General features: G+C 73.3%; 21 protein-coding genes and 1 tRNA gene. 6 read left to right on the top strand and 16 right to left on the bottom strand.

From position 1 onward, the window contains the following. The first annotated feature begins 58 nt into the window (after positions 1 to 58). The gene (locus tag D6B71_RS14805; protein ID WP_164519688.1) at positions 59 to 1,585 is read left to right on the top strand and encodes a PucR family transcriptional regulator; all 1,527 of its coding nucleotides are present in this window, start codon (positions 59 to 61) and stop codon (positions 1,583 to 1,585) included. Between the two features lie 29 nt (positions 1,586 to 1,614). Here D6B71_RS14805 and D6B71_RS14800 read toward each other — a convergent pair whose 3' ends face one another. Both D6B71_RS14800 and leuS read right to left on the bottom strand, forming a co-directional pair. Further along, positions 1,615 to 2,469 (bottom strand): DegV family protein, encoded by an 855-nt coding sequence (locus D6B71_RS14800; RefSeq protein ID WP_121256381.1) that lies wholly within the window; start codon positions 2,467 to 2,469, stop codon positions 1,615 to 1,617. 32 nt (positions 2,470 to 2,501) lie between these two features. Beyond that, positions 2,502 to 5,003, bottom strand: a complete 2,502-nt coding sequence (gene leuS, locus D6B71_RS14795; protein ID WP_121256379.1) for a leucine--tRNA ligase — start codon at positions 5,001 to 5,003, stop codon at positions 2,502 to 2,504. 240 nt (positions 5,004 to 5,243) lie between these two features. Here leuS and D6B71_RS14790 point away from each other — a divergent pair, with 240 nt between their 5' ends. Beyond that, positions 5,244 to 6,047: an SDR family NAD(P)-dependent oxidoreductase gene (locus D6B71_RS14790; protein ID WP_121256377.1), complete on the top strand. Its 804-nt coding sequence runs from the start codon at positions 5,244 to 5,246 to the stop codon at positions 6,045 to 6,047. Here the strand turns inward: D6B71_RS14790 and D6B71_RS14785 are convergent. Beyond that, positions 6,040 to 7,044 carry an AraC family transcriptional regulator gene (locus D6B71_RS14785; RefSeq protein WP_121256375.1) on the bottom strand — a complete coding sequence of 335 codons (1,005 nt, stop codon included), beginning with the start codon at positions 7,042 to 7,044 and terminating at the stop codon, positions 6,040 to 6,042. The two genes, D6B71_RS14790 and D6B71_RS14785, sit on opposite strands and share 8 nt — an antisense overlap. Before the next feature lie 92 nt (positions 7,045 to 7,136). Between D6B71_RS14785 and D6B71_RS14780 the strand changes: the two genes are divergently transcribed. Both D6B71_RS14780 and D6B71_RS14775 read left to right on the top strand, forming a co-directional pair. Next, complete coding sequence (locus tag D6B71_RS14780; RefSeq protein ID WP_240641428.1) at positions 7,137 to 8,672, top strand: flavin-containing monooxygenase; 1,536 nt, start codon at positions 7,137 to 7,139, stop codon at positions 8,670 to 8,672. Further along, complete coding sequence (locus D6B71_RS14775) at positions 8,669 to 9,295, top strand: acetoacetate decarboxylase family protein (protein ID WP_121256371.1); 627 nt, start codon at positions 8,669 to 8,671, stop codon at positions 9,293 to 9,295. The genes D6B71_RS14780 and D6B71_RS14775 overlap by 4 nt, the downstream gene beginning before the upstream one ends. A gap of 84 nt (positions 9,296 to 9,379) precedes the next feature. Here the strand turns inward: D6B71_RS14775 and D6B71_RS14770 are convergent, their stop codons facing one another. Together D6B71_RS14770 and D6B71_RS14765 are read right to left on the bottom strand one after the other, a co-directional pair. Continuing rightward, positions 9,380 to 10,162 (bottom strand): radical SAM protein, encoded by a 783-nt coding sequence (locus D6B71_RS14770; protein WP_121256369.1) that lies wholly within the window; start codon positions 10,160 to 10,162, stop codon positions 9,380 to 9,382. A gap of 5 nt (positions 10,163 to 10,167) precedes the next feature. Beyond that, positions 10,168 to 11,703: a YjjI family glycine radical enzyme gene (locus D6B71_RS14765; RefSeq protein WP_121256367.1), complete on the bottom strand. Its 1,536-nt coding sequence runs from the start codon at positions 11,701 to 11,703 to the stop codon at positions 10,168 to 10,170. Positions 11,704 to 11,860: 157 nt separating this feature from the next. On the opposite strand from D6B71_RS14765, the gene D6B71_RS14760 reads away from it, so the two are divergent. Continuing rightward, on the top strand, positions 11,861 to 12,382 hold the full coding sequence (locus D6B71_RS14760) for a helix-turn-helix domain-containing protein (RefSeq protein WP_121256365.1): 522 nt from the start codon (positions 11,861 to 11,863) through the stop codon (positions 12,380 to 12,382). Between the two features lie 10 nt (positions 12,383 to 12,392). Here the strand turns inward: D6B71_RS14760 and D6B71_RS14755 are convergent, their stop codons facing one another. The 9 genes from D6B71_RS14755 to D6B71_RS14720 form a co-directional block, all read right to left on the bottom strand. Beyond that, positions 12,393 to 13,631 carry an alpha/beta hydrolase gene (locus tag D6B71_RS14755; RefSeq protein ID WP_121256363.1) on the bottom strand — a complete coding sequence of 413 codons (1,239 nt, stop codon included), beginning with the start codon at positions 13,629 to 13,631 and terminating at the stop codon, positions 12,393 to 12,395. A 57-nt stretch (positions 13,632 to 13,688) separates the two neighbouring features. Beyond that, complete coding sequence (locus D6B71_RS14750) at positions 13,689 to 15,359, bottom strand: sensor histidine kinase (RefSeq protein ID WP_121256361.1); 1,671 nt, start codon at positions 15,357 to 15,359, stop codon at positions 13,689 to 13,691. After that, positions 15,356 to 16,066: a response regulator transcription factor gene (locus D6B71_RS14745; RefSeq protein WP_206051780.1), complete on the bottom strand. Its 711-nt coding sequence runs from the start codon at positions 16,064 to 16,066 to the stop codon at positions 15,356 to 15,358. Before D6B71_RS14745 ends, D6B71_RS14750 begins: the two co-directional genes overlap by 4 nt. A gap of 147 nt (positions 16,067 to 16,213) precedes the next feature. Beyond that, positions 16,214 to 16,289: transfer RNA gene (locus D6B71_RS14740), tRNA-Ala, on the bottom strand. Between the two features lie 113 nt (positions 16,290 to 16,402). Continuing rightward, positions 16,403 to 17,050, bottom strand: a complete 648-nt coding sequence (locus D6B71_RS14735; RefSeq protein WP_121256359.1) for a histidine phosphatase family protein — start codon at positions 17,048 to 17,050, stop codon at positions 16,403 to 16,405. Beyond that, positions 17,047 to 17,424 carry a ribosome silencing factor gene (gene rsfS / locus D6B71_RS14730; protein ID WP_121256357.1) on the bottom strand — a complete coding sequence of 126 codons (378 nt, stop codon included), beginning with the start codon at positions 17,422 to 17,424 and terminating at the stop codon, positions 17,047 to 17,049. The genes D6B71_RS14735 and rsfS overlap by 4 nt, the downstream gene beginning before the upstream one ends. After that, positions 17,421 to 18,068, bottom strand: a complete 648-nt coding sequence (gene nadD, locus D6B71_RS14725) for a nicotinate-nucleotide adenylyltransferase (RefSeq protein WP_276311007.1) — start codon at positions 18,066 to 18,068, stop codon at positions 17,421 to 17,423. Before nadD ends, rsfS begins: the two co-directional genes overlap by 4 nt. A 14-nt stretch (positions 18,069 to 18,082) precedes the next feature. After that, positions 18,083 to 18,247 (bottom strand): hypothetical protein, encoded by a 165-nt coding sequence (locus D6B71_RS22855; protein ID WP_164519685.1) that lies wholly within the window; start codon positions 18,245 to 18,247, stop codon positions 18,083 to 18,085. Between the two features lie 66 nt (positions 18,248 to 18,313). Then, positions 18,314 to 19,564 carry a glutamate-5-semialdehyde dehydrogenase gene (locus tag D6B71_RS14720; protein ID WP_121256353.1) on the bottom strand — a complete coding sequence of 417 codons (1,251 nt, stop codon included), beginning with the start codon at positions 19,562 to 19,564 and terminating at the stop codon, positions 18,314 to 18,316. A 98-nt stretch (positions 19,565 to 19,662) separates the two neighbouring features. Between D6B71_RS14720 and D6B71_RS14715 the strand changes: the two genes are divergently transcribed. Then, entirely contained in the window at positions 19,663 to 21,207 is a 1,545-nt protein-coding gene (locus D6B71_RS14715; RefSeq protein WP_121256351.1) for a lysyl oxidase family protein, read from the top strand. 90 nt (positions 21,208 to 21,297) lie between these two features. Here D6B71_RS14715 and D6B71_RS14710 read toward each other — a convergent pair whose 3' ends face one another. Both D6B71_RS14710 and D6B71_RS14705 read right to left on the bottom strand, forming a co-directional pair. Continuing rightward, positions 21,298 to 22,260, bottom strand: a complete 963-nt coding sequence (locus tag D6B71_RS14710; RefSeq protein ID WP_121256349.1) for an electron transfer flavoprotein subunit alpha/FixB family protein — start codon at positions 22,258 to 22,260, stop codon at positions 21,298 to 21,300. A 13-nt stretch (positions 22,261 to 22,273) separates the two neighbouring features. After that, positions 22,274 to 23,053 carry an electron transfer flavoprotein subunit beta/FixA family protein gene (locus D6B71_RS14705; protein ID WP_240641427.1) on the bottom strand — a complete coding sequence of 260 codons (780 nt, stop codon included), beginning with the start codon at positions 23,051 to 23,053 and terminating at the stop codon, positions 22,274 to 22,276. Between the last annotated feature and the right edge of the window lie 120 nt (positions 23,054 to 23,173).

Genomic DNA, 23,173 nt, shown 5'->3' with positions numbered 1-23,173 from the left:
GCAACAAGGGGCGAATCGTCATTTCGGGAACGTAAGAACTGGTCATATCGTCCTCTCCATGACCGGCCTCACCGTCGCCCGGCTGCTGGCGCTCCCCGTGATGCAGGCGGCCCGGCCCGAGGTCGTCGTGGGCTCCGGGCTGGACCGCCGGTCGGTGCGCTGGATCCACACCTCCGAGATCTACGACATCTCGCCGCTGCTCAAGGGCGGGGAGGTCCTGCTCACCACCGGCCTGGGGCTGGTGGGCATGGGCTCGACCGCGGTCGGTGGCTACGTCGCCTCGCTGGCGCGCCAGCAGGTCGCGGCGCTGATGCTGGAGCTCGGCCGCACCTTCACCCGTCCGCCCGAGGGCCTCGTGGAGGCCGCCGCGGAGCACGACCTGCCGCTGGTGCTGCTGCGCGGCGTGGTGCCGTTCATCGAGGTCACCGAGGCCGTGCACCCGATGCTGGTCGAGGGCGAGGTGGCCCGGCTGCGTCGCCTCGAGGAGGCCTCGTCCCGGCTCTCGGCGGTGCTCGCCACCGGTGCCGGCATCGCCGAGCTGCTCACGGTGGTCGAGGACCTGTGCGGGGTCGAGGCGGGTGTCTACTCCCCCGGCGGCGCGCTGCTCGTGGGCCGCGACGTGCGCACGTCGGCGCCGAGCACCACGGAGCACGACGTCGGCGGCGGTCCGTGGGCGGTGCTCGCCCTGGCCGGGGAGGCGACGCCCTCGGTGCGTGCGGTGGCCCAGCGGTGCGCGACCTCGCTGGCGGTCTGCCTGGCGCAGAGCGGCCCGGCCGGCGGTGGCCGGCGCCCGGCCGGTGCGGAGCTGGTGCGCTGGCTGACCACCGGCCAGTACCTCTCCCGCGGTGAGATCATCGCCCAGGCCGAGGCCGCGGGGCTCGGCGTGCGACGCGGGCACCAGGTCGTCGGCGTCGCGCTGGCGCTGAGCCTGCCGACGCCCACCCGGGCCGGGCTGAACGCCACGGCCGCGGCCGCCCGCGCCGTGCTCGGCCCCGCGCTGGTCGCGGAGGTCGACGGCGTGGTGATGCTGGCGGGCGCCGTGCCGCCGGGACAGCTGCGGGCCCGCCTGCAGGAGCTGGTGCGCTCGGTCGACGAGGAGCTGCGCGCCACCGTCGGCGGCTCGGTGGCCCGGGCCGTCGGCGGCCCGCCCGTGGAGGACGTCGCCGGCCTCGCCCGCTGCCTGCCCGCCGCCCGCGAGGCGCTGACCCTGGCCAACCGGCTGGTGCTCGGCTCACGGGTCGTGCTGGCCAGCGAGCTGGGCGTCTACATGCTGCTCTCCCGGGTGGTCACCGACGCCGACCTCGAGGGGTTCGTCGAGGACCAGCTGGGACCGCTGCTCGAGCAGGACGCCCGCCGCGGCTCCGACCTGGTGACGACGCTCGACACCTACCTCGAGGTCGGGCTGTCGAAGACGGCGGCCGCCGAGGCGCTCGGCATCCGCCGCCAGACGCTCTACTCCCGCCTGGAGCGGATCAGCCGGCTGCTCGGCGACCTCGACTTCGACGCGCGGCAGGCGCGCACCGCGCTCGACCTCGCCCTGGTGAGCTGGCGGCTGCGCTCCTCGGCGGCGAACCGGCCGGGCTGACCGGCCCGGCTGACCGGCGCGGACCCGGCTCAGACGCGGGGCGCCACGCAGACCGCGATCATCCCCGGGCCGACGTGGGCCCCGAGCACCGCACCGAGCTCGCCGCAGCGCACCTCGCGGCCCTCGAGGTTGGCCGCCAGCCGCTCGGTGAGGTGCTCGGTGAGCTGGCCGGCCCGGTCACCGCTGGCCAGGTGGGCGACGCTGACGTCGACCGGCTCCTCGCCGGCCGTCTGCACCGCCAGCTCCTCCAGCCGGGCCAGCGCGCGGCCCGAGGTGCGCACCCGCTCCAGGCTCGCCACTCGGCCCTCCTCGATCTGCAGCAGCGGCTTCACCGCGAGCGCCGAGCCGAGGAGCTTGGCGGCGGTGCCGATCCGGCCGCCGCGCCGGAGGTACTCCAGCGTGTCGACGTAGAACAGCGACGTGCAGGCGGCCGCGCGCCGGCCGGCGGCATCCGCGGCGTCCGTGGCGCTGCCACCCTGCTCCAGCGCGTCGGCGGCGGCCAGCACGGCGAACCCGACACCAGGGCCCACCTGACGGGTGTCGACGGTCGTCACCGGAACCGGCGACTCCCTGGCGGCCAGCAGCGCGGACTCGAAGGTGCCGCTCATCTCGCCGGACAGGTGCACCGAGACGATCTCGCTCGCCCCCTCCTCGGCCAGCTTCCGGTAGTGCTCGAGGAACACCGCCGGCCCGGGGCGCGAGGTGCTCACCGGCAGGAACTCGCGCAGCGCCTCGGCGACCCGCTCGGGCGTCGCCTCCTCGTCGCCCTCGTCGTAGACGTGCGGGCCGATCACGACCTGCACCGGCACGACGTCGATCCGCCCTGCGGCCACCTCGTCGGGCAGCAGCATGGCGGTCGAGTCGGTGCAGAGGCGGACCGGCATGCGCCGAAGGGTAGCGGCCCCGCGCCGGGGCGTCAGACCACCACGTTGACCAGCTTGGGTGCGCGCACGACGACCTTGCGGACCGGGCGCCCGTCGATCGCCCTGACCACCGCGTCGTCGGCCAGCGCCAGCGCCTCCAGGTCGGCCTCGCTGATGTCGGGAGACACCTCCAGCCGGGCCTTGACCTTGCCCTGGATCTGCACGACCGCGGTCACCGACTCCTCGACCAACAGCGCCGGGTCGACGGCCGGCCAGCCGGCCCGGGCGACGGTCTGCCGGCGGTCGGGGTTGCGGCCGAGCCGCTCCCACATCTCCTCGGCGGTGTACGGCGCGACCAGCGACAGCAGGATCGCGACCGCCTCGGCGGCCTCCCGCACGGCCGGGTCGGCCGGTCCGCAGCCGGAGTCGATGGCCTTGCGGGTGGCGTTCACCAGCTCCATCACCCGGGCGACCATCACGTTGAAGCGGTAGGACTCGACCAGCTCGGCGGCGTCGCTCACGGCCCGCGCGGTGGTCCGGCGCAGCGCGACGTCGCCGTCCTCGGCCGGCGTCCCGGGGGCGGAGGCGACGTCACCGGAGAGCCGCCAGGCGCGCTGCAGGAAGCGCAGCGACCCGGCCGGGGACATCTCGGCCCAGTCGATGTCGTCCTCCGGCGGACCCGCGAAGACCAGGGTGAGGCGGACGGCGTCGACTCCGAACTCGGCGAGCTGCTCTCCCAGGCTGACCCCGTTGCCCAGTGACTTGCTCATCTTCTTGCCGCGGTTGATGACGAAGCCCTGGTTGAGCTGGGCCGCGAAGGGCTCGTCGACGTCCAGCATCCCCATGTCGCGCAGCACCTTGGTGAAGAAGCGCGCGTAGAGCAGGTGGAGCACGGCGTGCTCGACACCGCCGACGTAGATGTCGGCCGGCATCCACGCCCTGGCCTTCTCCGGGTCGAACGGGCCCTCGGTGTAGCCCGGCGAGCAGTAGCGCAGGAAGTACCACGACGAGTCCACGAACGTGTCCATCGTGTCGCTGTCCCGCTTGGCGGGGCCGCCACAGGTCGGGCAGGCGACGTTGACCCAGTCCTCGGCGGCCGCCAGCGGCGAGACGCCCTTCGGCTTCAGGTCGGCGCCACGCAGCTCCGGCAGCTCCAGCGGCAGCTGGTCGTAGGGGACGGCGACCTCGCCGTCCTTCTCGCAGTGGATGATCGGGATCGGCACGCCCCAGTAGCGCTGCCGGCTGAGCAGCCAGTCGCGCAGCCGGAAGTTCACCGCGCCCTTGCCGGTGCCCTGCTGCTCCAGGAAGTCGATGGTGGCGCGCTTGGCGTCGGCCACCTCCAGCCCGTTGATGTCCAGCGGCGCCGCGGTGCCCGGGGCCGGGGAGTTGATGGCGGGTCCCTCGCCGCTGTAGGCCTCGCCCTCGAAGCCGTCGGGCGTCTGGGTGGTCCGGACGATCGGCAGGCCCATGACCGTGGCGAACTCCCAGTCCCGCTGGTCGCCGCCGGGCACACCCATGACCGCGCCGGTGCCGTAGTCGGCCAGGACGTAGTCGGTCGCCCACACCGGGATCGGCTCGCCGGTCACCGGGTTGGTCGCCGTGACCCCCAGGTCGACTCCGGTCTTCGGGCGGTCCGTCGAGAGCCGCTCGATCTCGGTCTCCTTGCGGATCTCCTCGCGGTAGGCCTCGAAGGCGGGCCGCTGCTCGTCGGTCACCAGCTCGTCGGCGAGCGCCGAGTCGACGGCCACGACCATGAACGTCGTGCCGAAGATCGTGTCGGGTCGCGTGGTGTAGACCGTGATCGGCTCCTCGCGGCCCTCGACGCGGAAGTCGACGTGGGCGCCCTCGGAGCGACCGATCCAGTTGCGCTGCGCGGTCACCACGCGGGCCGGCCAGGTCGGCTCCAGGTCGTCGAGGCGGTCCAGCAGCTCCTGGGCGTACTCGGTGATCTTGAAGTACCACTGGGTCAGCTCGCGCTTGGTGACGTCGGCGCCGCAGCGCTCGCACCGCCCGTCGACCACCTGCTCGTTGGCCAGCACGGTCTGGTCGTTGGGGCACCAGTTGACCGGGCTGTTCTTGCGGTAGGCCAGTCCGCGCTCGCGGAACTTCAGGAACAGCCACTGGGTCCAGCGGTAGTACTCCGGGTCGGAGGTGTGCAGCCGGCGGGACCAGTCGAAGGAGATGCCGTAGTGCTTGAACGACTCGTACTGCGTCTCGATGTTGGCGTAGGTGTAGGTCGCCGGGTGCTCGTCGTTGCGGATGGCGGCGTTCTCGGCGGGGAGGCCGAAGGAGTCCCAACCCATCGGGTTCAGCACGTCGTAGCCGCGCTGCCACCAGTAGCGCGCGATGACGTCGTGCAGCGCGGTCACCTCGGCGTGACCCATGTGCAGGTCGCCACTGGGGTAGGGGAACATCGTCAGCGCGTACTTCTTCTCGCGCGGCGAGGCGTCGTCGGCGCGGAACGGCTGCAGCTCGTCCCACACGGGCAGCCACTTGTCCTGGACCGCCTGCACGTCGTACGTCGCCGGCTCGGCCTGCTCGTCTCGCTCGCTCATCTCGTCTCTCTCACCTCTGGTGGTCCGGCTCCCCTCGCCCGCCGAGAGCCTGTCGCGGACGGGCATGAAAAAGCCCCTCGGGCTCGAGGGGCGGCCGCGCCGAGCTGGTCGACGCGGCTAGCTAAGGAGCAGGTCCTGCCGCATGGGCGTCATCCTACCGCCCCGGCGAGCCCGGACGAGCACGGGCGAGCACGGGCGAGCACGGGCGACAGCGAGCGCGCCCGCCCCTACAGTGCGGGCATGACGTCACCGGAGCCCTCCCCCACGACCAGCCCCGAGACCAGCACCGTCCCCGACCTGTTCCGCCTCGACGGCCGGGTCGCGATCGTCACCGGCGCCTCCAGCGGGCTGGGCGTGGCGTTCGCCAAGGGGCTCGCCGAGGCCGGTGCCGACGTGGTGCTGGGCGCCCGTCGTGCCGACCGGCTCACCGAGACCGCGCGCCTGGTCGAGGCCGCCGGCCGCCGGGCGCTTCCGGTGGCAACCGACGTCTCCGACCCCGACTCCTGCACCGCGCTGGTGGAGGCGGCGATGGCCGAGTTCGGGCGGGTCGACGTGCTGGTCAACAACGCCGGCGTCGGCACCGCGGTGCCGGCCACCCGGGAGACACCCGACCAGTTCCGTCAGGTGATCGAGGTCAACCTCCACGGCTGCTACTGGATGGCCCAGGCGTGCGGGCGGGTGATGCAGCCGGGCTCGAGCATCGTCAACATCAGCTCGGTGCTGGGCATCACCACCGCCGGGCTCCCCCAGGCCGCGTACGCCGCGTCGAAGGCCGGGTTGATCGGCCTGACCCGCGACCTGGCCCAGCAGTGGACCGGGCGCAAGGGCATCCGGGTGAACGCGATCGCGCCGGGGTTCTTCACCTCCGAGATGACCGAGCAGTACCCGCCCGGCTACCTCGACTCCCAGCTGGGGCGGATCCCGATGGGCCGCAAGGGCGACCCCGTCGAGCTCACGGCGGCCGTGGTGTTCCTGGCCTCCGCCGCCGGCGGCTACGTGACCGGCCAGACGCTCGCGGTCGACGGCGGGATGACGATCACCTGAGCGCCTCTCCCGTGGCCGACCGGAGGGATCCGGGCGTCTGCCCGGTCCACCGGCGGAAGGCCACGATGAAGGTGGACGCCTCGGCGTAGCCGAGCCGGTGGGCGACGTCGTCGACCGAGAGCAGGCCGGTGCCGAGCAGCTCGACGGCCAGCGACTCGCGCACCTCGTCGAGCAGCCGCTGGTACGACGTGCCCTCGGCCGCGAGCCGTCGGCGCAGCGTGCGCTCGGAGAGGCCGAGCGCGGTGGCCACCTCGGCGGCCTGCGCGCCGGAGGCCAGGCGCTGGGCGACCAGCACCCGCACCCGGCTGGCGGTGCCGCTGCTGCGGCGGCGCCGCTCGACGACGTCTCGGCACAGCTGCTCGGCCAGCGCCAGGGACTGCGGGTTGGCCAGAGGCAGGGCTCGCCGCAGCTGGGCGACGTCGAGCAGCAGCGTCAGCGAGTGCGGGTCGGCGTGGACCACGCGCTCGTCGATGCCACCCGGCACGAGCTCGCCGGCGACACCGCGGATCGCGGTCGCGTCGCGGGCGAGCAGCAGGTCGCGCACGTCGGGCGGCAGCGAGGCACCGTCGAGTCGCAGCTGCACCTGCTCGCCGCTGCGCGCCACGGTGGGGGTGGTGAAGATGTAGCTGAGGTCGAGGAAGCGCATGGTCAGGTTGAGCAGCTCCAGGACGGTGCGGCTGGAGAGCAGCGCGAAGCCGAGGATCCCGAAGGTGCTCACGTGGTAGTCGCCGCCGACCGCCTCCCCGAGTGCGCCGCGGCGGGCGGCGGTGTCCGCGCCGAGCGCGTGCTGCAGGTTGCGCACGACGCGCAGCTCCTGCTCGGCGGTGACCTCACGCCCGGCCTGCTCGAGGTCGGCCGGGGCCAGTGTGGTGCCGGCGAGCAGCGCACCGCGGTCCAGGCCACGCCGGGCACCGTGCTCGACGAGGATCGCGACGCCGGCGACCGACCGGGGGAAGTCCCAATGCCGGGTCGCGGGCTGCTCGAGGTGCAGCTCCATGCGGCCAGTCTCGCGCAAGGTGGCCGCAAATGTGGATCCGGTGGCCGGTGCGCCCTGGGCAGCGCGACGCGGGCGCCCTAGGTTGCTGCGACGTGACTGCTCCCACTCCCTCACCCTCCACCGCGCGGCCGGGCCCTCGGGTCGCCGTGATCGGCGCCGGCTTCGGTGGCCTCGGCACGGCCGTGTCGCTCCTGCGCGCCGGGATCGACGACCTCGTCGTCCTCGAGCGCGCCGAGGAGGTGGGCGGCGTCTGGCGGGACAACACCTACCCGGGCGCGGCCTGCGACGTGCCGTCGGCGCTCTACTCGTGGTCCTTCGCGCCGAACCCGGAGTGGCCACGGCGCTACCCGGCCCAGCCGGTGATCCTCGACTACATCCGCCGGGTGGCCCACGACACCGGCGTGCTCGACAAGGTCCGCACCGGCGTCGACGTCGTCGCCGCCGCGTACGACGAGTCCAGCGCCACCTGGACGCTGCGCACCGCCGCCGGTGAGGAGATCACCGCGGACGTGGTGGTCTCCGCGGTCGGACAGCTCTCGAACCCGGTGGTCCCCGACCTGCCGGGGCGCGAGAGCTTCTCGGGCCCGATGTTCCACTCCGCCCAGTGGCGCCACGACGTGCCGCTGGCCGGCAAGCGGGTCGCGGTCGTCGGCACCGGGGCCAGCGCGATCCAGTTCGTGCCCGGCATCGTCGACGAGGTCGGCGCGATGACGGTCTTCCAGCGCTCGGCTCCCTACATCGTGCCGAAGCCGGACCGTGCCTACACCGGGCTGCACCACCGGCTCTTCCGCCGCTGGCCGGTTACGCAGCGGTTCGGGCGGTCCCTGACCTGGGTGCTGTCGGAGCGGCTCAACGGGGCGATCACCGGCGACGGGCGGGTCGCCCGGCCGCTGAAGGCGGCCTTCAAGGTCGCCTGGCGGGCCCAGCTCCGCCGGCAGGTGCCGGACCCGGCGCTGCGCCGGGCGCTGCGGCCGGACTACCCGCTGGGCTGCAAGCGGATCCTCTTCTCCAACGACTGGTACCCCGCGCTCGCCCGCCCGCACGTCGACGTGGTGACCGAGCGGGTCAGTGCGGTCGAGCCGGCCGGCGTGCGCACCGCCGACGGGCGGCTGCACGAGGCCGACGTGCTGATCTGGGGCACCGGCTTCGCGGCCACCGAGTTCCTGGCCGGCATCGACGTGCGCGGCGCGGGCGGGGTCCCACTGCACGAGGTCTGGGCCGACGGGGCCCACGCCCACCTGGGCATCACCGTGCCCGGCTTCCCGAACCTGTTCTGCGTCTACGGCCCCAACACCAACCTCGGCGGCAGCTCGATCCTCGGCATGACCGAGGCCCAGGCCGGCTGGATCGCCCAGGTGGTGCGGGGCATCGCCGACGGCCGGGCTCGCGCGGTCGCCGCCAGCCCGGACGTCGCCGCGGCGTTCGACCGGGAGATGCAGGACCGTCTCGCCGACAGCGCCTGGACCGGCTGCGTGAGCTGGTACCGCGAGGGCGGCGGCGGCCGGATCACCACGAACTGGCCCGGCTTCGTCGCCGAGTACCAGCAGCGCACGGCCGAGGTCGACTGGTCCGAGCTCGAGGAGCACGCCGTCGCTGCCGCCGCCGAGCCCGCGGTGAGCGGCCGATGAGCCCCGAGAGCACGGCGTACCCGCCGGAGCCCTGGGACCTCGCCGGCCAGGGGTGGATCACGTTGTGGCGGGTCCCGCTCGACGCGCTGCCGCAGCTGCCGTTCTCCGCCCGTGCGCTGCACCTGCGCGGGCAGGCGCTGGTGGCGACCGCGTTCGTCGCCTACTCCGAGGCCGGCCTGATGGCGTACGACGAGCTGCTCGCCGCCGTCGTCGTCCGCCACGGCCGGCGGGTGGGGCTCTCGATCACCGACATCTGGGTCGACAGCCCCTCCTCGCGCGCCGGCGGCCGCGAGCTGTGGGGCATCCCCAAGGACCTGGCCGACTTCGACCGTTCCGACGACGGGCGGCTCGCCGCCCGTCGGGAGGACGCGCCGATCGCCGCCGCGACGTTCCGGCCCCGCGGCGTGCCGGCGGTTCCGCTGCCGATCCCGCTGCCGGGGTGGGTGGTCCAGACGCTGCAGGCCCGCACCGTCGACAGCCGGATCCGTGCCGGCGGCCGGGTCCGCCCGGCGACGGCGACCTGGGAGCCGGCGCCGGGTGGGCCGCTGGCCTGGCTGTCCTCGGGCAGACCGGTCACGTCCGTGATCGCCGAGGACTTCTCGATGCGGTTCGGCAGCGGCTGAGCCCCGACCGCACGTGGTGGCGGTGCCCGGGGCAACGGGACAGCGAGGCCGCCTGCAGTGAGCTGCTCGCGACCCGGTGGCGCGTCAGACGGTGACGACCCCGGAGAGCCCCGCGGCCTCGAGCCCGGCCCGCCAGCCGGCCAGCAGATCCGCGGTGGCCTCGGGGACCCCGGCGTACTCCGGGCGCACACCGTGCTGCCGGAAGCCGATGACCACGACGCGTAGCGCCGGGTCGAGATCCGCCAGCCACTCGGCGGTGCGCGCCAACTGGTCGGGGCTGTCGTTGTAGCCCGGCACGAGCAGCAGCCGCACCTCGTGGAGCTTCCCGGCGCCGTGCAGATGCCGGATCGAGTCGAGGACGAGGTCGTTGCCGCGCCCTGTCAGCCGCCGGTGCACCTCGGGATCGAGCGCCTTGAGATCGATCATGAAGCCGTCGGTGACCGGCAGCAGCCGATCCCAGACCCGGGGCAGCGCGTTGCCGTTGGAGTCCACGAACGTCGTCAACCGCGACAGCTCACCGTCGGCGCGCACGCCGCGGAACAGGTCGCGCACGAAGTGCCATTGGCCGGTCGCCTCCCCGCCCGACACCGTCACCCCTGCCAGGTAGGGCGCGGCCGGGCGGAGGTCGGTGAGCAGGTCGCCCACCGTCGCGACCCGGCCGCCGGGGGTGCGCGGCGCGATGGTCTCGGGGTTGTGGCAGGCCACGCAGTCGAACGAGCAGCCCTGCACGAACACGACGTACCTGTTGCCGGGCCCGTCGACCCACGAGAACGGGATCACGTCGGCGACCCGCGCTCGCGTGAGCAGCGGGTCGCCGCCGCCCGGACGTCGCACGGCGGCCGGCGGCGCCACGAGCGGGCCGGCCATGAGGCTCAGCCGCCCATCTCGTGGGCGATGATCCGCTTGGGGGTTCGCTGGTCGACGTGCATCTGCTCGACCGCGCCGGCACCCAGGAAGGTGCTGTCGTGGCGGGCACCGTGCTCGATCTTGGCCAGGTCCGACTTGCGCACCAGGTAGCCGGTGATCCGGATGAAGTCGTTGCTGTCGAGGTTGAAGGTCATGTCGCGCATCCCGGTGCGGAAGGCCCCCCGGATGACGTCGACGACGGCGTCGGGGTTGCGGCGGGCGGTCTCGTCGAAGGCCAGGATGTCGCTGACCCCCGCGGGGAACAGCCGGTGGTTGGGAGTGACCGCCTGCAGGTGCCGGAGCAGGCCGGGCTCGTCGCCGACCGGGATCCGGGTGCCGGCGGTGACCCCGATGTCGGAGTCGATGCCCGACTGGCTGTGCAGCAGGGCGCGCCCGCCGGTGCCCTCGCAGTAGGGCATGGGCCGGTCGGCGACCAACCGGGAGACGGCCTCGACGATCTCGTGGGCCAGGTCGTCGGCGACCTGGTCGTGCCCGTAGCGGGCCTCGATGCCCTCGTGCTCGAGCACGATCGAGGTCGCCTCGGCCAGCCCGTAGATGCCGAACATCGCGGTGTAGCGATCCAGGTGGAGCAGGCCGTCGGTGGCCAGCCACGAGTGGTCGAAGAACCCGGATCGCTCGACGAGGTGCCGGATCCGTGCCTCCATCAACTCGGCCGTGAGCTCGACGTAGTGGGGCAGCAGCTCCTCCAGGAAGCCACGCCGGTCGCCGTCGTGCCGCAGCGCCACCTCGCGCAGGTTCAGCCGCACCAGCGTGTGCGAGCCGCCGCCGGCCGGCAGCGAGTTGTAGCAGGAGACCACGCCGTAGCCGCGGCTGAGGTCTCCGGACATCATCGAGTGGTTGACGAAGTGCGGCTTGCCGCACGCGAACACGGTCTCGACCCCGTCGCGCACCAGCGAGTCGGGGGTGCGATCGGCGTCCACCTTCAGGGTCAGGTTCGGCACGACCTGCAGCAGCTCGCGCTCCAGGCGCAGCACCGTGCGGGCCACCCGGTTGTCGTCGGGGCCGAGGTTGGCATGGGTGAAGGCGTCGGGGAACATCCGGTCCACGGAGATCCAGAACAGCCGCAGCCGCCGGTGCAGCTCCTCGTCGGACACGTCGTCGACGTAGGGCGCCAGCAGGGTGTCGACGTCGCCGAGCCAGACCGGGTAGCCGGTGATCGAGGGGGTCTGCGAGTAGGCGATCAGCAGGTGGGTCAGGGCCTCGTCGAGGTCGCGGGCCGGGCCGAGCTCGAGGAACGTCGAGCCTTCGCGCAGCAGCTTCGCGAAGTCCGGGAGCAGGTAACGCGGACGGTGGGGGGCGTTGCCCTCGAACATGTCGCAGACGACGCGCTTCTCGAGGGCCTCGGCGCACGCCGCAGAGACCTGCGGCGGTTCGAGGGCGTTCTCGGCGAGGGTCGCCAGCCGGTGCATCCGCTGCCGGAAGGTCAGGGTGGGGTCCTCGATCAGGTCTCGCGTCTGAGCGCGCAGCTCGTTCAGTTCCACCGTTCCAGTCTCGCTCGGCCGCTCCGGGAATCGCAGGGTCCAAAGGCCCGGGCCCGGTTCTGAGAATCCTCCCCCACGCCCGCGCGCTGGGGCCTACGGTGCCAGGAGCGACTGCCAAGACGCCACGACGGAGATGGTCTCGGGAGACGGAGGGGGCATGGAGCACCGGGGAGGCCCGGAGATCCCGCGAGGCCGGGACCATCGCGTCGAGGACGTGCTGCACGAGGCGCTCGCGGAGCTCACGCTCCAGGGGCACGCCTATCTGGCAGCGCTCGCCGAGCGGGTCTCCCCCGGGCTGGCCCGCGGCCCGGTCGAGGCGCTGCTGCGGCTGCGCCGCACCGGCCCGCTGCGGGTCGCCGACCTGGCCGCGCAGCTGCGCCTCGACGAGGAGACCACCCGGTCCTACGTCACGGAGCTCGACCGCCGGGGGCTGGTCGACCGGCTGGCCGGACCGGACGGTCATGCCCTGCTGGTCGGCGTCTCCGCGGCCGCGAGCGAGCCGCTGGAGCTGGCCGAGGTGGAGCGGCGCGGCCGGATGCTCGACTCGCTGATGGACTGGCCACTGGAGGACCGGCAGCACCTCGCCCGGCTGCTGAGCCGCTTCGTGGACCGCGACGACCTGGCCGCCCAGGTCGCGGCGTTGTCGGCGTCGCTGCCGGACCGCGGCCCGATCTGGTGAACGCGGCCGGTCAGTAGCGGCGCACCTCGACCGTCGCCAGGTCGTCGACGGGAAGCTCCTCGCCGGACAGCACCCCGTCGTAGCCCCGCCGGCCCTGCAGGTAGCGCCCGAAGAAGGCCACGACGTAGGTCTCGGCGACGCGCTGCTCGGCGTCGTAGCCGAGGGTCGGGTAGTGGTCGGTGTCGTCCCAGGCGTAGCAGAGGTCGGGCCGGCCCTCGGGGTGGCTCGCGTCGTCCTCCCCACCGGGCAGTCCGCTCTCCGCGGCCCACCGCGAGTTGAGGTTGTTGTGGTTGGCACCGTGCACGGTGATCCCGATGTTGACCGGGTTCCGCAACCGCCTGGCCAGCCTGTTGTACTCGTCGCGGCCGGTCACGTCGCAGGTGCCCGCCCAGGTCATCAGGGGGATCCGCCCCACCTCGAGGCGCCGCGTGGCGCGGTCCATGAAAGGTGGCTCCGCGGCCGCCAGCCCGAACACCGCGCGGAGCCGGACCCCTTCCGGCACCCGAGCGCGATGCGCGTCGGCGGCGGCCCACATCACACCGCGTCCCCCGCGGGAGTGGCCGAGCAGCCCAACCTGAGCGAAGTCGACCGCGTGGTGCAGGTCGAGGTAGGCCGGACCACCGGTCGCGGCGTCGACGAGAGCACCGGACAGCCGGCCGGTGCCCCGCTCGACCAGGTTCCGCCACAACCGCAGGTGCCGGTAGATGACGCTGCCTCGGGCCCGGTCGGCGACCTCGCCCAGCTCGCCCGCGTTGACCCCGTTCGCCCCCACCGAGACCACCACCATGCCCTGCGCGGCCATCGCTCGCCCGAGGTAGTCGTAGCCGCGGTCGCTGCGGATGCTCGTGAACGACCGCCGGCACGGCCAGTGCGCGCGCACCGAGGCCGCCTCCTCGTCGGCGCAGGTCCAGAAGAGCCCGTGTGCGATCACCACCATCGGCAGCCGCCGGCCCGCGGCGTCCTCGGGCGCATACACACGGCCGGTCAGCTCGATCGGGGCGAGCCGCTTCGTCGGCCCCTTCGGTCCCAGGGCGTTGAAGCCGCGCACGGTGAACGCGGCGTCCCCCAGGTCGTAGTCGTAGACCCGGACCGGCGCCTCCTCCGGCGGTCCCGCGAGGGCCGACTGCCGGACGACGTCGGGCAGCACCAGCGAGGGACCGACGGACGGCCCGAGGGACAAGGCAAGGGACACGGCGACGGCGATCGCGGCGGCGACCAGGCCGCGCACACGGAGGACGGCTCGGAACATGTCGCCGATCCTGGCGGGCAGATGTCAGGGAGTCGTCAGGACGCGGTCAGGGAGCGGTCAGGCGTGAGGGAGCCGCAGCCGCACCGTCGTCCCCTCCCCCGGTCGGCTCTCGATCTCGGCGGACCCGCCGTGCGCCTCGACGATCTGGCGCACGATCGCCAGCCCGAGGCCGCTGCCACCGGTGCTGCGGCCCCGAGCCGTGTCGACGCGTCGGAACCGCTCGAAGACGTGCGGCAGCTCGGTCGCCGGGATGCCCTCGCCCGTGTCGGTCACCTCGATCGTCCCGGTGCGCCCGCGCAGCCGCACCGACCCCCCGGCCGGGGTGTGACGCAGCGCGTTGGTGACCAGGTTGCCGACGGCCTGTCGCAACCGGACCGCGTCCGCGAGCACGACCGCCCCGGGCTCGGACACCGCGTCGACGACGACGCCCACCGCGTCGGCCTGCCCGCGGAACGACGCCGCGACCTGGTCCAGCAGCACCCCGAGGTCGATCTCGACCGGCTCGAGCCGCAGCTCGCCGGCATCGCCGAGGGCGAGCTCGTGCAGGTCGTCGACGAGCCGCTGCAGGTGCAGGGTCTCCTCGTGCAGGCTGTCGAGCAGCGGCGGGCCCGGGTCGGCCAGCCCGTCCTGGGCGGCCTCGAGCCACCCCCTGATGTTCGCGATCGGGGTACGCAGCTCGTGCGAGACGTCGCTGACCAGCCGCCGCCGGGCCTCCTCCAGCTGCTGACGCCGGTCCGCCATCCGGTTGAACGCGCGCGCCACGGCGCCCACCTCGTCGCCACGACGGTCCGAGACCCGGACACTCAGGTCCCCGTCGCCGGCACGCTCGGCGGCGACGGCCATCCTGCGCAGGGGACGCACCACGCTGCCGGCGAGCAGCAGGCACAGCAGCGACGTCACCAGCAGGACCCCGCCGGCCAGTAGCACGATCCGCGTCTGGCTGTCGCGGGAGAGGTCCCAGAACACCTCGGCGGACCCCTCCTCGCCGTGCACGAACAGCAGGGCCGGTGGCGCCACCTCGCCCCGATAGGCGACGCGCCTGGCCTCCCCCGCGCAGCGCTCGACGCTCACGTGTCCGCGCCGGAAGTCGACGAGGACGCCGAGGTTGCGGGTGACCCCGACCGGGGGCGGGAGCCCGGCGCGCGCCAGGCAGCGCGCGAGGCGCCGCTCGACCCGCGGATCCACCCTCCCGTCGGCCGCCCCGGCGTCCGGGTCGACCCGGCCGTCGAGCAGGCCGGGCGGGTCGACCGTCCACACCCGGCAGTCGCCGGCGCACGGTCCGTCGACCGGCTCCGACACCGGCCCCGGCACGAGCTCCGCCGGCGCCGCGGACCCGAGCTCGGACACCAGCACCGGGTCGACGTCGAGCGCGTCCAGCCGTGCCCGGGCCCGGGCCACAGGCCGGCGTCCCGGCTGGCGGGCCGAGTCCACGAGCACTCGGCCCCGCAGGTCGGTGACGCTCACCTGCCGGTCGGCCTCCCGGGCCAGCTCGTCCACGAGCGCCTCCGCACCGGCCCACGCCGCGTGCGTCGCGGCGTACCCGACCAGGGCGTCGTAGATCCGCGCGTCGGCGTGCAGGGAGTCCTGCTGCGCCTCGCGCACGGCGACCGTCGTCGCACGCACCGTGGCCCAGGTCGCTGCCGCGACGGCCACCAGCGCGATCAGCGTGCCCAGGCCGAAGAGGCGGAAGAAGAGGCTCCGGCGCCACGGGACCCGGACGTCGTTCACGGGCCCGGCCGGTGGGGGCCCGGGAGCGCACCGGCATAGCCGACGCCGTGGACGGTCCGGATCACGGTGGCGCCGAGCTTCTTGCGCAGGTTCGCCACGTGGACGTCGACGGTTCGGCGGGTGACGTGGTCGCCGGCCCCGTGCGGGCCGTGCAGCGTCCGGAGCAGCTGCTCGCGGGTGAAGACCCGGCCCGGCTCGGCAGTCAAGGTGTGCAGCAGCGCGAACTCGCCCGGCGTGCAGTCGACGACCCGAGCCCCCACCCGGACCTCGCGGGTGCTCGGCGAGATCGTCAGGTCGCCGACCACGACGTCGGGGGGAGGTGCCTCGGACCCTGCCCGGTGGTGCCGGCGCAGCAACGCCCGGCAACGGGCCATCAGCTCACGCGGGCTGTAGGGCTTGGTGAGGTAGTCGTCCGCCCCGAGGTCCAGCCCGTGGAGCAGGTCGTCCTCGGTCGCCCTGGCCGTGAGCATCAGGATCGGGACCGCTTCGGTCGGCGGGTCCGCCCGCAGGATGCGACACACGTCGAGCCCGTCGAGGCGGGGCATCATGACGTCGAGGACCAGCAGGTCGGGAGTCTGCCGTCGCACCTCGTCGACGGCGGACCGGCCGTCCCCCACGATCGTGACCAGGTGTCCCTCCGCGACCGCGTAGCGCCGGATCAGCTCCGCCTGCTTCGGGTCGTCCTCCGCGACCAGGATCCGCGCCACACCCCGACCCTACGGAGGCGATGTCAGGGAAGTGTCAGGGACGGGCCAACGACGGGCGAACCGACCCGCCTCGGTCGGCACGAGGGGCGGGCTTCGAGCCCCGAGACGAGCAAGAGCCCGACGGCCGAAGCCGTCGGGCTCTTGTCTTGGTGGAGCTGAGGGGACTCGAACCCCTGACCCCCTGCATGCCATGCAGGTGCGCTACCAGCTGCGCCACAGCCCCATCGATCTCGCCCGCCGAGGCGGCCGATCGACCTGCGGAATAGTAACGAACCCGCCGCCGGAGTCCTAATCCAGGGTGTCCTCGAGAGGATCGCCGGCCTCCCGCCCGACGGGTCAGCCGGCCGGGGCCACCCGGTTGTAGGCGGCCAGCCGCAGCCGGCGCGGCGTCGGCGAGCCGTCCGGGTCCTCGGAGAGCTCCACCCAGCCGCAGTTGTCGAGCGCCCGCAGCGACTCCACCGTGTCGCCGGGCAGGCCGAGCAGCGGGGCCAGCGAGATCCGGATCGCGGCGCCGTGCGAAACGGCCACGCCGAGCCCGCCGGGCGGCAGCGCGGCCAGCAGGTCGGCCACCACGGCGCGCATCCGGGCGACCACCTCGACGGTCGGCTCGGCACCGGGCACGACGTCGTAGTGCGCCTGCCGGAACTCGAGGTACTCGGCCGGGTGCGCAGCGGCGTACTCGTCGTGGGTGATGCCCTGCCGCTCACCGAGGTGGTACTCGCGCAGCCGGGCGTCGTGAACGGCCTCCAGACCGGTCTCCTTCGCCAGGTACGCGGCCGTCTGCCGGGCCCGGGTCAGGTCGGAGGACCACAGCAGGTCGGGCGCGAGCGCCGCCAGCACCGGCGCCACCGCGGCCGCCTGGGCGTGCCCGACGTCGTCGAGCTCGACCTCGCGCTGCCCCTGCACCCGCTTCTCGTGGTTGTAGGCGGTGCGCCCGTGGCGCAGCAGCACCAGCCGGCGTCCTCCGGACGGCGCCGAGCTCACCGGGAGGAGGCGGTGACGTCAGCCGGCAGCTCGATGGTCGGGCAGTCGCGCCACAGCCGCTCGAGGGCGTAGAACTGCCGCTCCTCCTCGTGCTGGACGTGCACGACCACGTCGCCGTAGTCGATGAGCACCCAGCGCCCGTCGCGCTCGCCCTCGCGGCGGATCGGCTTCGCGCCGATCTCGCGGAGCTTGTCCTCGACCTCCTCGACGATCGCCTTGACCTGCCGGTCGTTGGTGGCCGAGGCGAGCAGGAACGCATCGGTGATCGCGAGCTGGTCGCTGACGTCGAAGGCGACGATCTGCTGGGCGAGCTTGTCCGAGGCCGCGCGGGCGGCGGCGTGCACGAGCTCGACGGCGTGGTCTGTGGCGGTCACGGGTGGTTCCTTCGGTGGACGTCGGTGAGGCCGGGCCCCTGGGGCGGTGCGTACAGGTCGTGCTTGGCGATGTACTGGACGACGCCGTCGGGGACGAGGTACCAGACCGGTTCCCCGCGACGCTTGCGTTCACGACAGTCGCTGGAGGAGATCGCCAGCGCCGGGATCTCGACGATCTCGACCCGGTCGGAGGGGATCGCGCCCAGCGTGGCGTCGTCCATCTCGTAGCCGGGCCGCGTGCAGCCGACGAACTGGGCCAGCTCGAACAGCTCGCCGGCGTCGCGCCAGGTGAAGATCTCAGCCAGCGCGTCGAGACCGGTGATGAAGTAGAGCTCCGCGTCGGGCATCAGGGCCTTGAGGTCGCGCAGCGTGTCGATGGTGTAGGTCGGGCCGTCGCGGTCGATGTCGACCCGCGAGACGGTGAACCGGGGGTTGGCCGCGGTGGCGATCACCGTCATCAGGTAGCGGTGCTCGGTGGGCGAGACCTGCCGGTCCGCCTTCTGCCACGGCTCGCCGGTCGGCACGAAGACGACCTCGTCGAGGTCGAACCAGGCCTGCACCTCGGAGGCGGCCACGAGGTGGCCGTGGTGGATGGGGTCGAAGGTGCCGCCCATCACCCCGACCCGGCGAGGCGAGGCGACCACGATCTCGCGCGTGCTCAGCTGTGCTCGCGTCCCTTGCCGAAGGCGAGCAGGCCCAGCAGCAGCGCCATCAGGATCACCAGGGTGAGCACGCCGATGCCCCAGCTCAGCGCCTTGTCGACCTCGTGGTGGGTCTCCTCGGCGGCGCGGAGGAGCAGGCTCGGGACGGTCAGCGCAGACATGGCGGGCATCCTACCGATGCCGGGCCGGGAGCCGGTCAGGCACCCGCGGCCCGGACCAGCGCCCGGTCACCGCACGTGCCCGTCGCCGGTGACGACGTACTTCGTCGAGGTCATCTCGGGCAGCCCCATCGGACCGCGGGCGTGCAGCTTCTGGGTGCTGATGCCGATCTCGGCGCCGAACCCGAACTCGCCGCCGTCGGTGAACCGCGTCGACGCGTTGACCAGCACCGCGGCCGAGTCGACCGCGGCGGTGAACAGCCGGGCGGCGCCGAGGTCCTCGGTGACGATCGCGTCGCTGTGCTGGCTGGAGAACCGCCGGATGTGCTCGATCGCCTCGGTCAGCGAGCCCACCACGGCCGCCGAGATGTCGAGGGAGAGGTACTCGGTGGCGTAGTCCTCCTCGCTCGCCGCGACCACCCCGTCGTACGCCGTGAACGCGGCGTCGCCGTGCACGGTCACCCCGGCCTCCTGGAGGGCGGCGACCACACGGGGCAGGAACTCGTCGGCCACGTCGGCGTGCACCAGCAGCGACTCGGCGGCGTTGCAGACGCTGGTGCGGTGGGTCTTCGCGTTCAGCACGATGGCCAGCGCCTTGTCGAGGTCGGCGGCGCGGTCGACGTAGACGTGGCAGTTGCCCACGCCGGTCTCGATCACCGGCACCGTGGACTCCTCGACGACGCTGCGGATCAGGCCGGCGCCGCCGCGCGGGATGAGCACGTCGACCAGGCCGCGTGCTCGCATCAGCGCCTTGACGCTGTCGTGGGAGTCGCCGGGCACCAGCTGCACCACGTCGGGCTCGAGGCCGGCGGCGGCCGCGGCCTCGCGCAGCGCGGCCACGATCGCGGCGTTGCTGGAGCGGGCGCTCGAGCTGCCGCGCAGCAGCACCGCGTTGCCGGACTTCAGGCAGATGCCGGCCGCGTCGGCGGTGACGTTGGGGCGGGCCTCGTAGATCATGCCGACCACGCCGAACGGCACCCGCAGCTGCCGCAGCTCGAGCCCGTTGGGCAGCTTCGTGCCGCGCACCACCTCGCCCACCGGGTCGGGCAGCGCGGCCACGTCGCGCAGCCCCTGCGCCATGCCGGCCAGCCGGTCGGGGGTGAGACGGAGCCGGTCGACGATGTTCGGCGGCGTGCCGCCCGCCTCCGCGCGGGCGACGTCCTCGGCGTTCGCGCTCAGCAGCGCCTCCTGACCCGCCTCGAGCGCGTCGGCCATGCCCAGCAGCGCACGATCCTTCTGGGCCCGGGTGGCCAGGGCCAGGCCGTGACTGGCGGCGCGAGCGCGGGTGGCGGCATCGAGGACGTCCTGCTGGGTGCTCATGGCACGAAGAGTAGTTGCGCCACGCGGGCAACCTCACACGCCCCGGATGCGTCTTACGGTTGCCTACCCTCACCCCCACGACGACACCGAGGACGCCCGTGCCACTCCCCCGTACCCGGCGAGCACCGCTCGCCCGCCTGCTCTCCCTGACGGCCGCGGCGACCGCCGCCGCCCTGCCGCTGACCCTCGGCAGCCACGCCGGAGCGGTCGGCACCGCCCGTCCCGAGCCGACGGTCGCCGAGGTCCCCGCCGGCCTGGCCCGCGCCGCCGAGGGCGAGTCGCCGCTGGTCCTGTGGGCGCCCTCGAAGATCGAGACCACCGCCTACCGGGGCCGGGTCTACACCGGCTTCGGCGTGCGCCTCGTGGCACCCACCGCGCCCGTGGAGATCCGCGCCCACCGCCCGTCGTACGACGAGGAGATCGCGGCGACCTGGCTCTCCCCCGATGGCGAGAAGGCGCTGCCCGCCGGCTCGATGACCGACTTCTCCGGCCTGGACGACCTGATCGAGGTCGAGCTGACCGCCAAGGGCACCACACGTCGGCTCACCCTCGACGGGTGCCTGGGCGGCTACGCCCAGCGCATCCGCCCCGACGCCCCCGCCCGCAACCCCTATCCCTGGGGTTGCCCCTACAACCCCTTCACGGTGGGCTCCGTGATGGGGCTGGAGGCCGGCTACGCCGCCGCGCCGATCGACGAGTGGAGCAACCGGCTGCGGATCAAGCCCGGCAAGTACGACGTCACCGTGCGCATCGCTCCGGCGTACGCGAGCTTCTTCGGCATCTCCTCCGACGACGCCACCCAGCAGCTGCGGCTGGTGGTCGTCGACGAGGGCCGGGGCGACAGCGGCCCCGGGGTGGGTCGCCGCGCCGACGGGACCCCGCTGCAGCCGGCCTCGCCCGCCCCTGCCGGCCCCGGTGCGGAGCCGGCCGACGACGGCCCCCGCCCCGACCTGCGCTCGCTGCCGGCCTGGGACATCGGCCTGAACGGCAAGGGCACCGTGATCCGGTTCGCGGCCACCGTGTGGAACGCCGGCGACAGCCCGCTGGTCGTCGACGGCTTCCGGGCCGAGGACGAGGACCACATGGCCGCGTACCAGTACTTCTTCGACGCCTCCGGCGAGCAGACCGGCTATCAGGAGGTCGGCGAGATGCACTGGCATGCCGAGAACCACCAGCACTGGCACTTCGAGGACTTCGCGCAGTACCGCCTGCTCGGCGAGGACCAGAGAGAGGTCGTGCTGTCGGGCAAGCAGTCGTTCTGCCTGGCCAACACCGACGCCGTCGACTACACCGTGCCCGGCGCCGACTGGCACCCGGAGAACACCGACCTGTCCACCGCCTGCGGCGGGTTCGACGCGATCTCGGTGCGCCAGGTGCTCTCCGCGGGCTCCGGCGACACCTACCACCAGTTCCGCTACGGGCAGGCGTTCGGCATCAAGAACGTGCCGGACGGCGTCTACTACATCGCCGTGCAGGCCAACCCGATGCGCAACCTGGTCGAGTCCGACGTCACCAACAACGACGCGCTGCGCAAGATCGAGCTGCGTACGACCAAGCGCGGCGAGCGCCGGCTGAAGGTGCACCGCGTGGGCGTCGTCGAGGACCAGCTGCCCGACTGGATGCGCCGGGCGATCACCCGCTGACCCCTCGGCGTCCCGGCACCACCACGCGACAGCGCCCCGCCACCCGGATCGGGTGGCGGGGCGCCGTGGTTGCTGGGCCGCGCGGCGGGATCAGCCCTTGCGCTTGTTGATCTCCTCGGTGGCGGCGGGCAGCACGGTGTGCAGGTCGCCGACGACGCCGAAGTCGACCAGCTCGAAGATCGGCGCCTCCTCGTCCTTGTTGACCGCGACGATGGTCTTCGAGGTCTGCATGCCGGCGCGGTGCTGGATGGCGCCGGAGATGCCGTTGGCGACGTAGAGCTGCGGCGACACCGTCTTCCCGGTCTGGCCGACCTGGAAGGTGTGCGGCATCCAGCCGGAGTCGACGGCGGCGCGGGAGGCGCCGACGGCGGCACCGAGCGCGTCGGCCAGACCCTCGATCGGCTCGAAGTTGCCGCCGGTGCCGCGACCGCCCGAGACCACGATGGCGGCCTCGGTGAGCTCGGGACGGCCGGTCGCCTTGCGCGGCTGGGAGGCCACGATCTGCGCCTTCTTGGCGGAGTCGGAGATCGTCGCCGCGAACGGCTCGACGGTGCCGGCTCCGGCCGCCTCCTCGGGGGCCGCGGAGTTCGGCTTGAACGTGGCGATCGGGGTGCCCTGCTTCACCTTCGAGGTGACGGTGTAGTTGCCGGCGAACACGCTCTGCGTGAAGACCGGCGCACCGCCGTCGACGGCCAGGTCGACGGCGTCGGTGATCAGGCCGGAGCCCAGCTTGATGGCGAGCCGGCCGGCGATCTCCTTGCCCTCGTAGCCGGAGACGATGAAGATCGCGGCGGGCGAGGTCTTCTCGGCCAGCTGCGCCAGGACCTCGGCCTTCGGCGCCACCAGGTAGCCCTTGGTCTGCGCGTCGTCGACGGCGTAGACCTTCTCGGCACCGTAGGCCTTGAGCCGCTCGGCGGCGGCGTTCGCCTGGTCGGCGGAGCCGATGAACACCGCGGACGGCTCGCCCAGCTGGCGGGCGAGGGTCAGGAGCTCGAGGGTGGGCTTGCGGACCGTGCCGTCGACATGGTCGACGAGAACCAGAACTTCAGACATTCCTCAGCACTCCTCAGATGAACTTCTTCGACGCGAGGAACTCGGCCAGCGCCGTGGCGCCCGAGCCGTCCTCGTCCTTGACGATCTCGCCGGCGGTGCGCGGCGGGCGGGCGGCGGTCTCGAGGACCTCGCTCCACGCCGCGTCGAGGCCGACCTCACCCGCGTCGACGCCCAGGTCGGAGAGCGCCCAGGTGTCGAGAGGCTTCTTCTTCGCGGCCATGATGCCCTTGAAGGAGGGGTAGCGGGCCTCGCCGGACTGGTCGGTCACCGACAGCACCAGCGGCATGGTGCCACCGATCACCTCGGTGGCGGTGTCGCCGTCGCGCTTGACCCGCACCTGGTCGCCCTGGGTCTCGATCACCGAGGCGAAGGTGACCTGGGGCAGGTCGAGGCGCTCGGCCAGCATCGCCGGCACCACGCTCATCGACCCGTCGGTGGAGGCCATGCCGCAGACGACCAGGTCGACCTGCTTCTCGGAGCCGAGCTTCTCGACGGCCTTGGCGAGCACCAGCGAGGTGGCCACGGCGTCGGAGCCGGCGACCGCCTCGTCGGAGACCAGGACACCCTTGTCGGCACCCATCTGCAGCGCCTTGCGCACCGCGTCGACCGCCTTCTCGGGGCCCACGCACAGCGCGGTCACCTCGGTGTCGTCCCCGGCCTTCTCCTTCAGCTGGAGCGCCTGCTCGACGGCGTACTCGTCGAGCTCGGAGAGCAGTCCGTCGACACCGACGCGGTCGACGGTGTTGTCCGACTCGAACTGCCGGTCGGCAGTGGCGTCGGGCACGTACTTCACACAGACAACAATGTTCATGGTGGTGTGGCCGGTGCGGCCCCTCCTGTGGACTCGTTGTGGCACCCGATGGCACCTGTGGGTGGTGAATCTCGCCGGCGACTGCTGCATCGACCACAGTCG

This window comes from Nocardioides ferulae, assembly GCF_003660455.1.
Lineage (GTDB): Bacteria > Actinomycetota > Actinomycetes > Propionibacteriales > Nocardioidaceae > Nocardioides > Nocardioides ferulae.
Note: the sequence above shows the minus strand (reverse complement) of the source record. Positions and strands in the feature narration are given on the sequence as shown.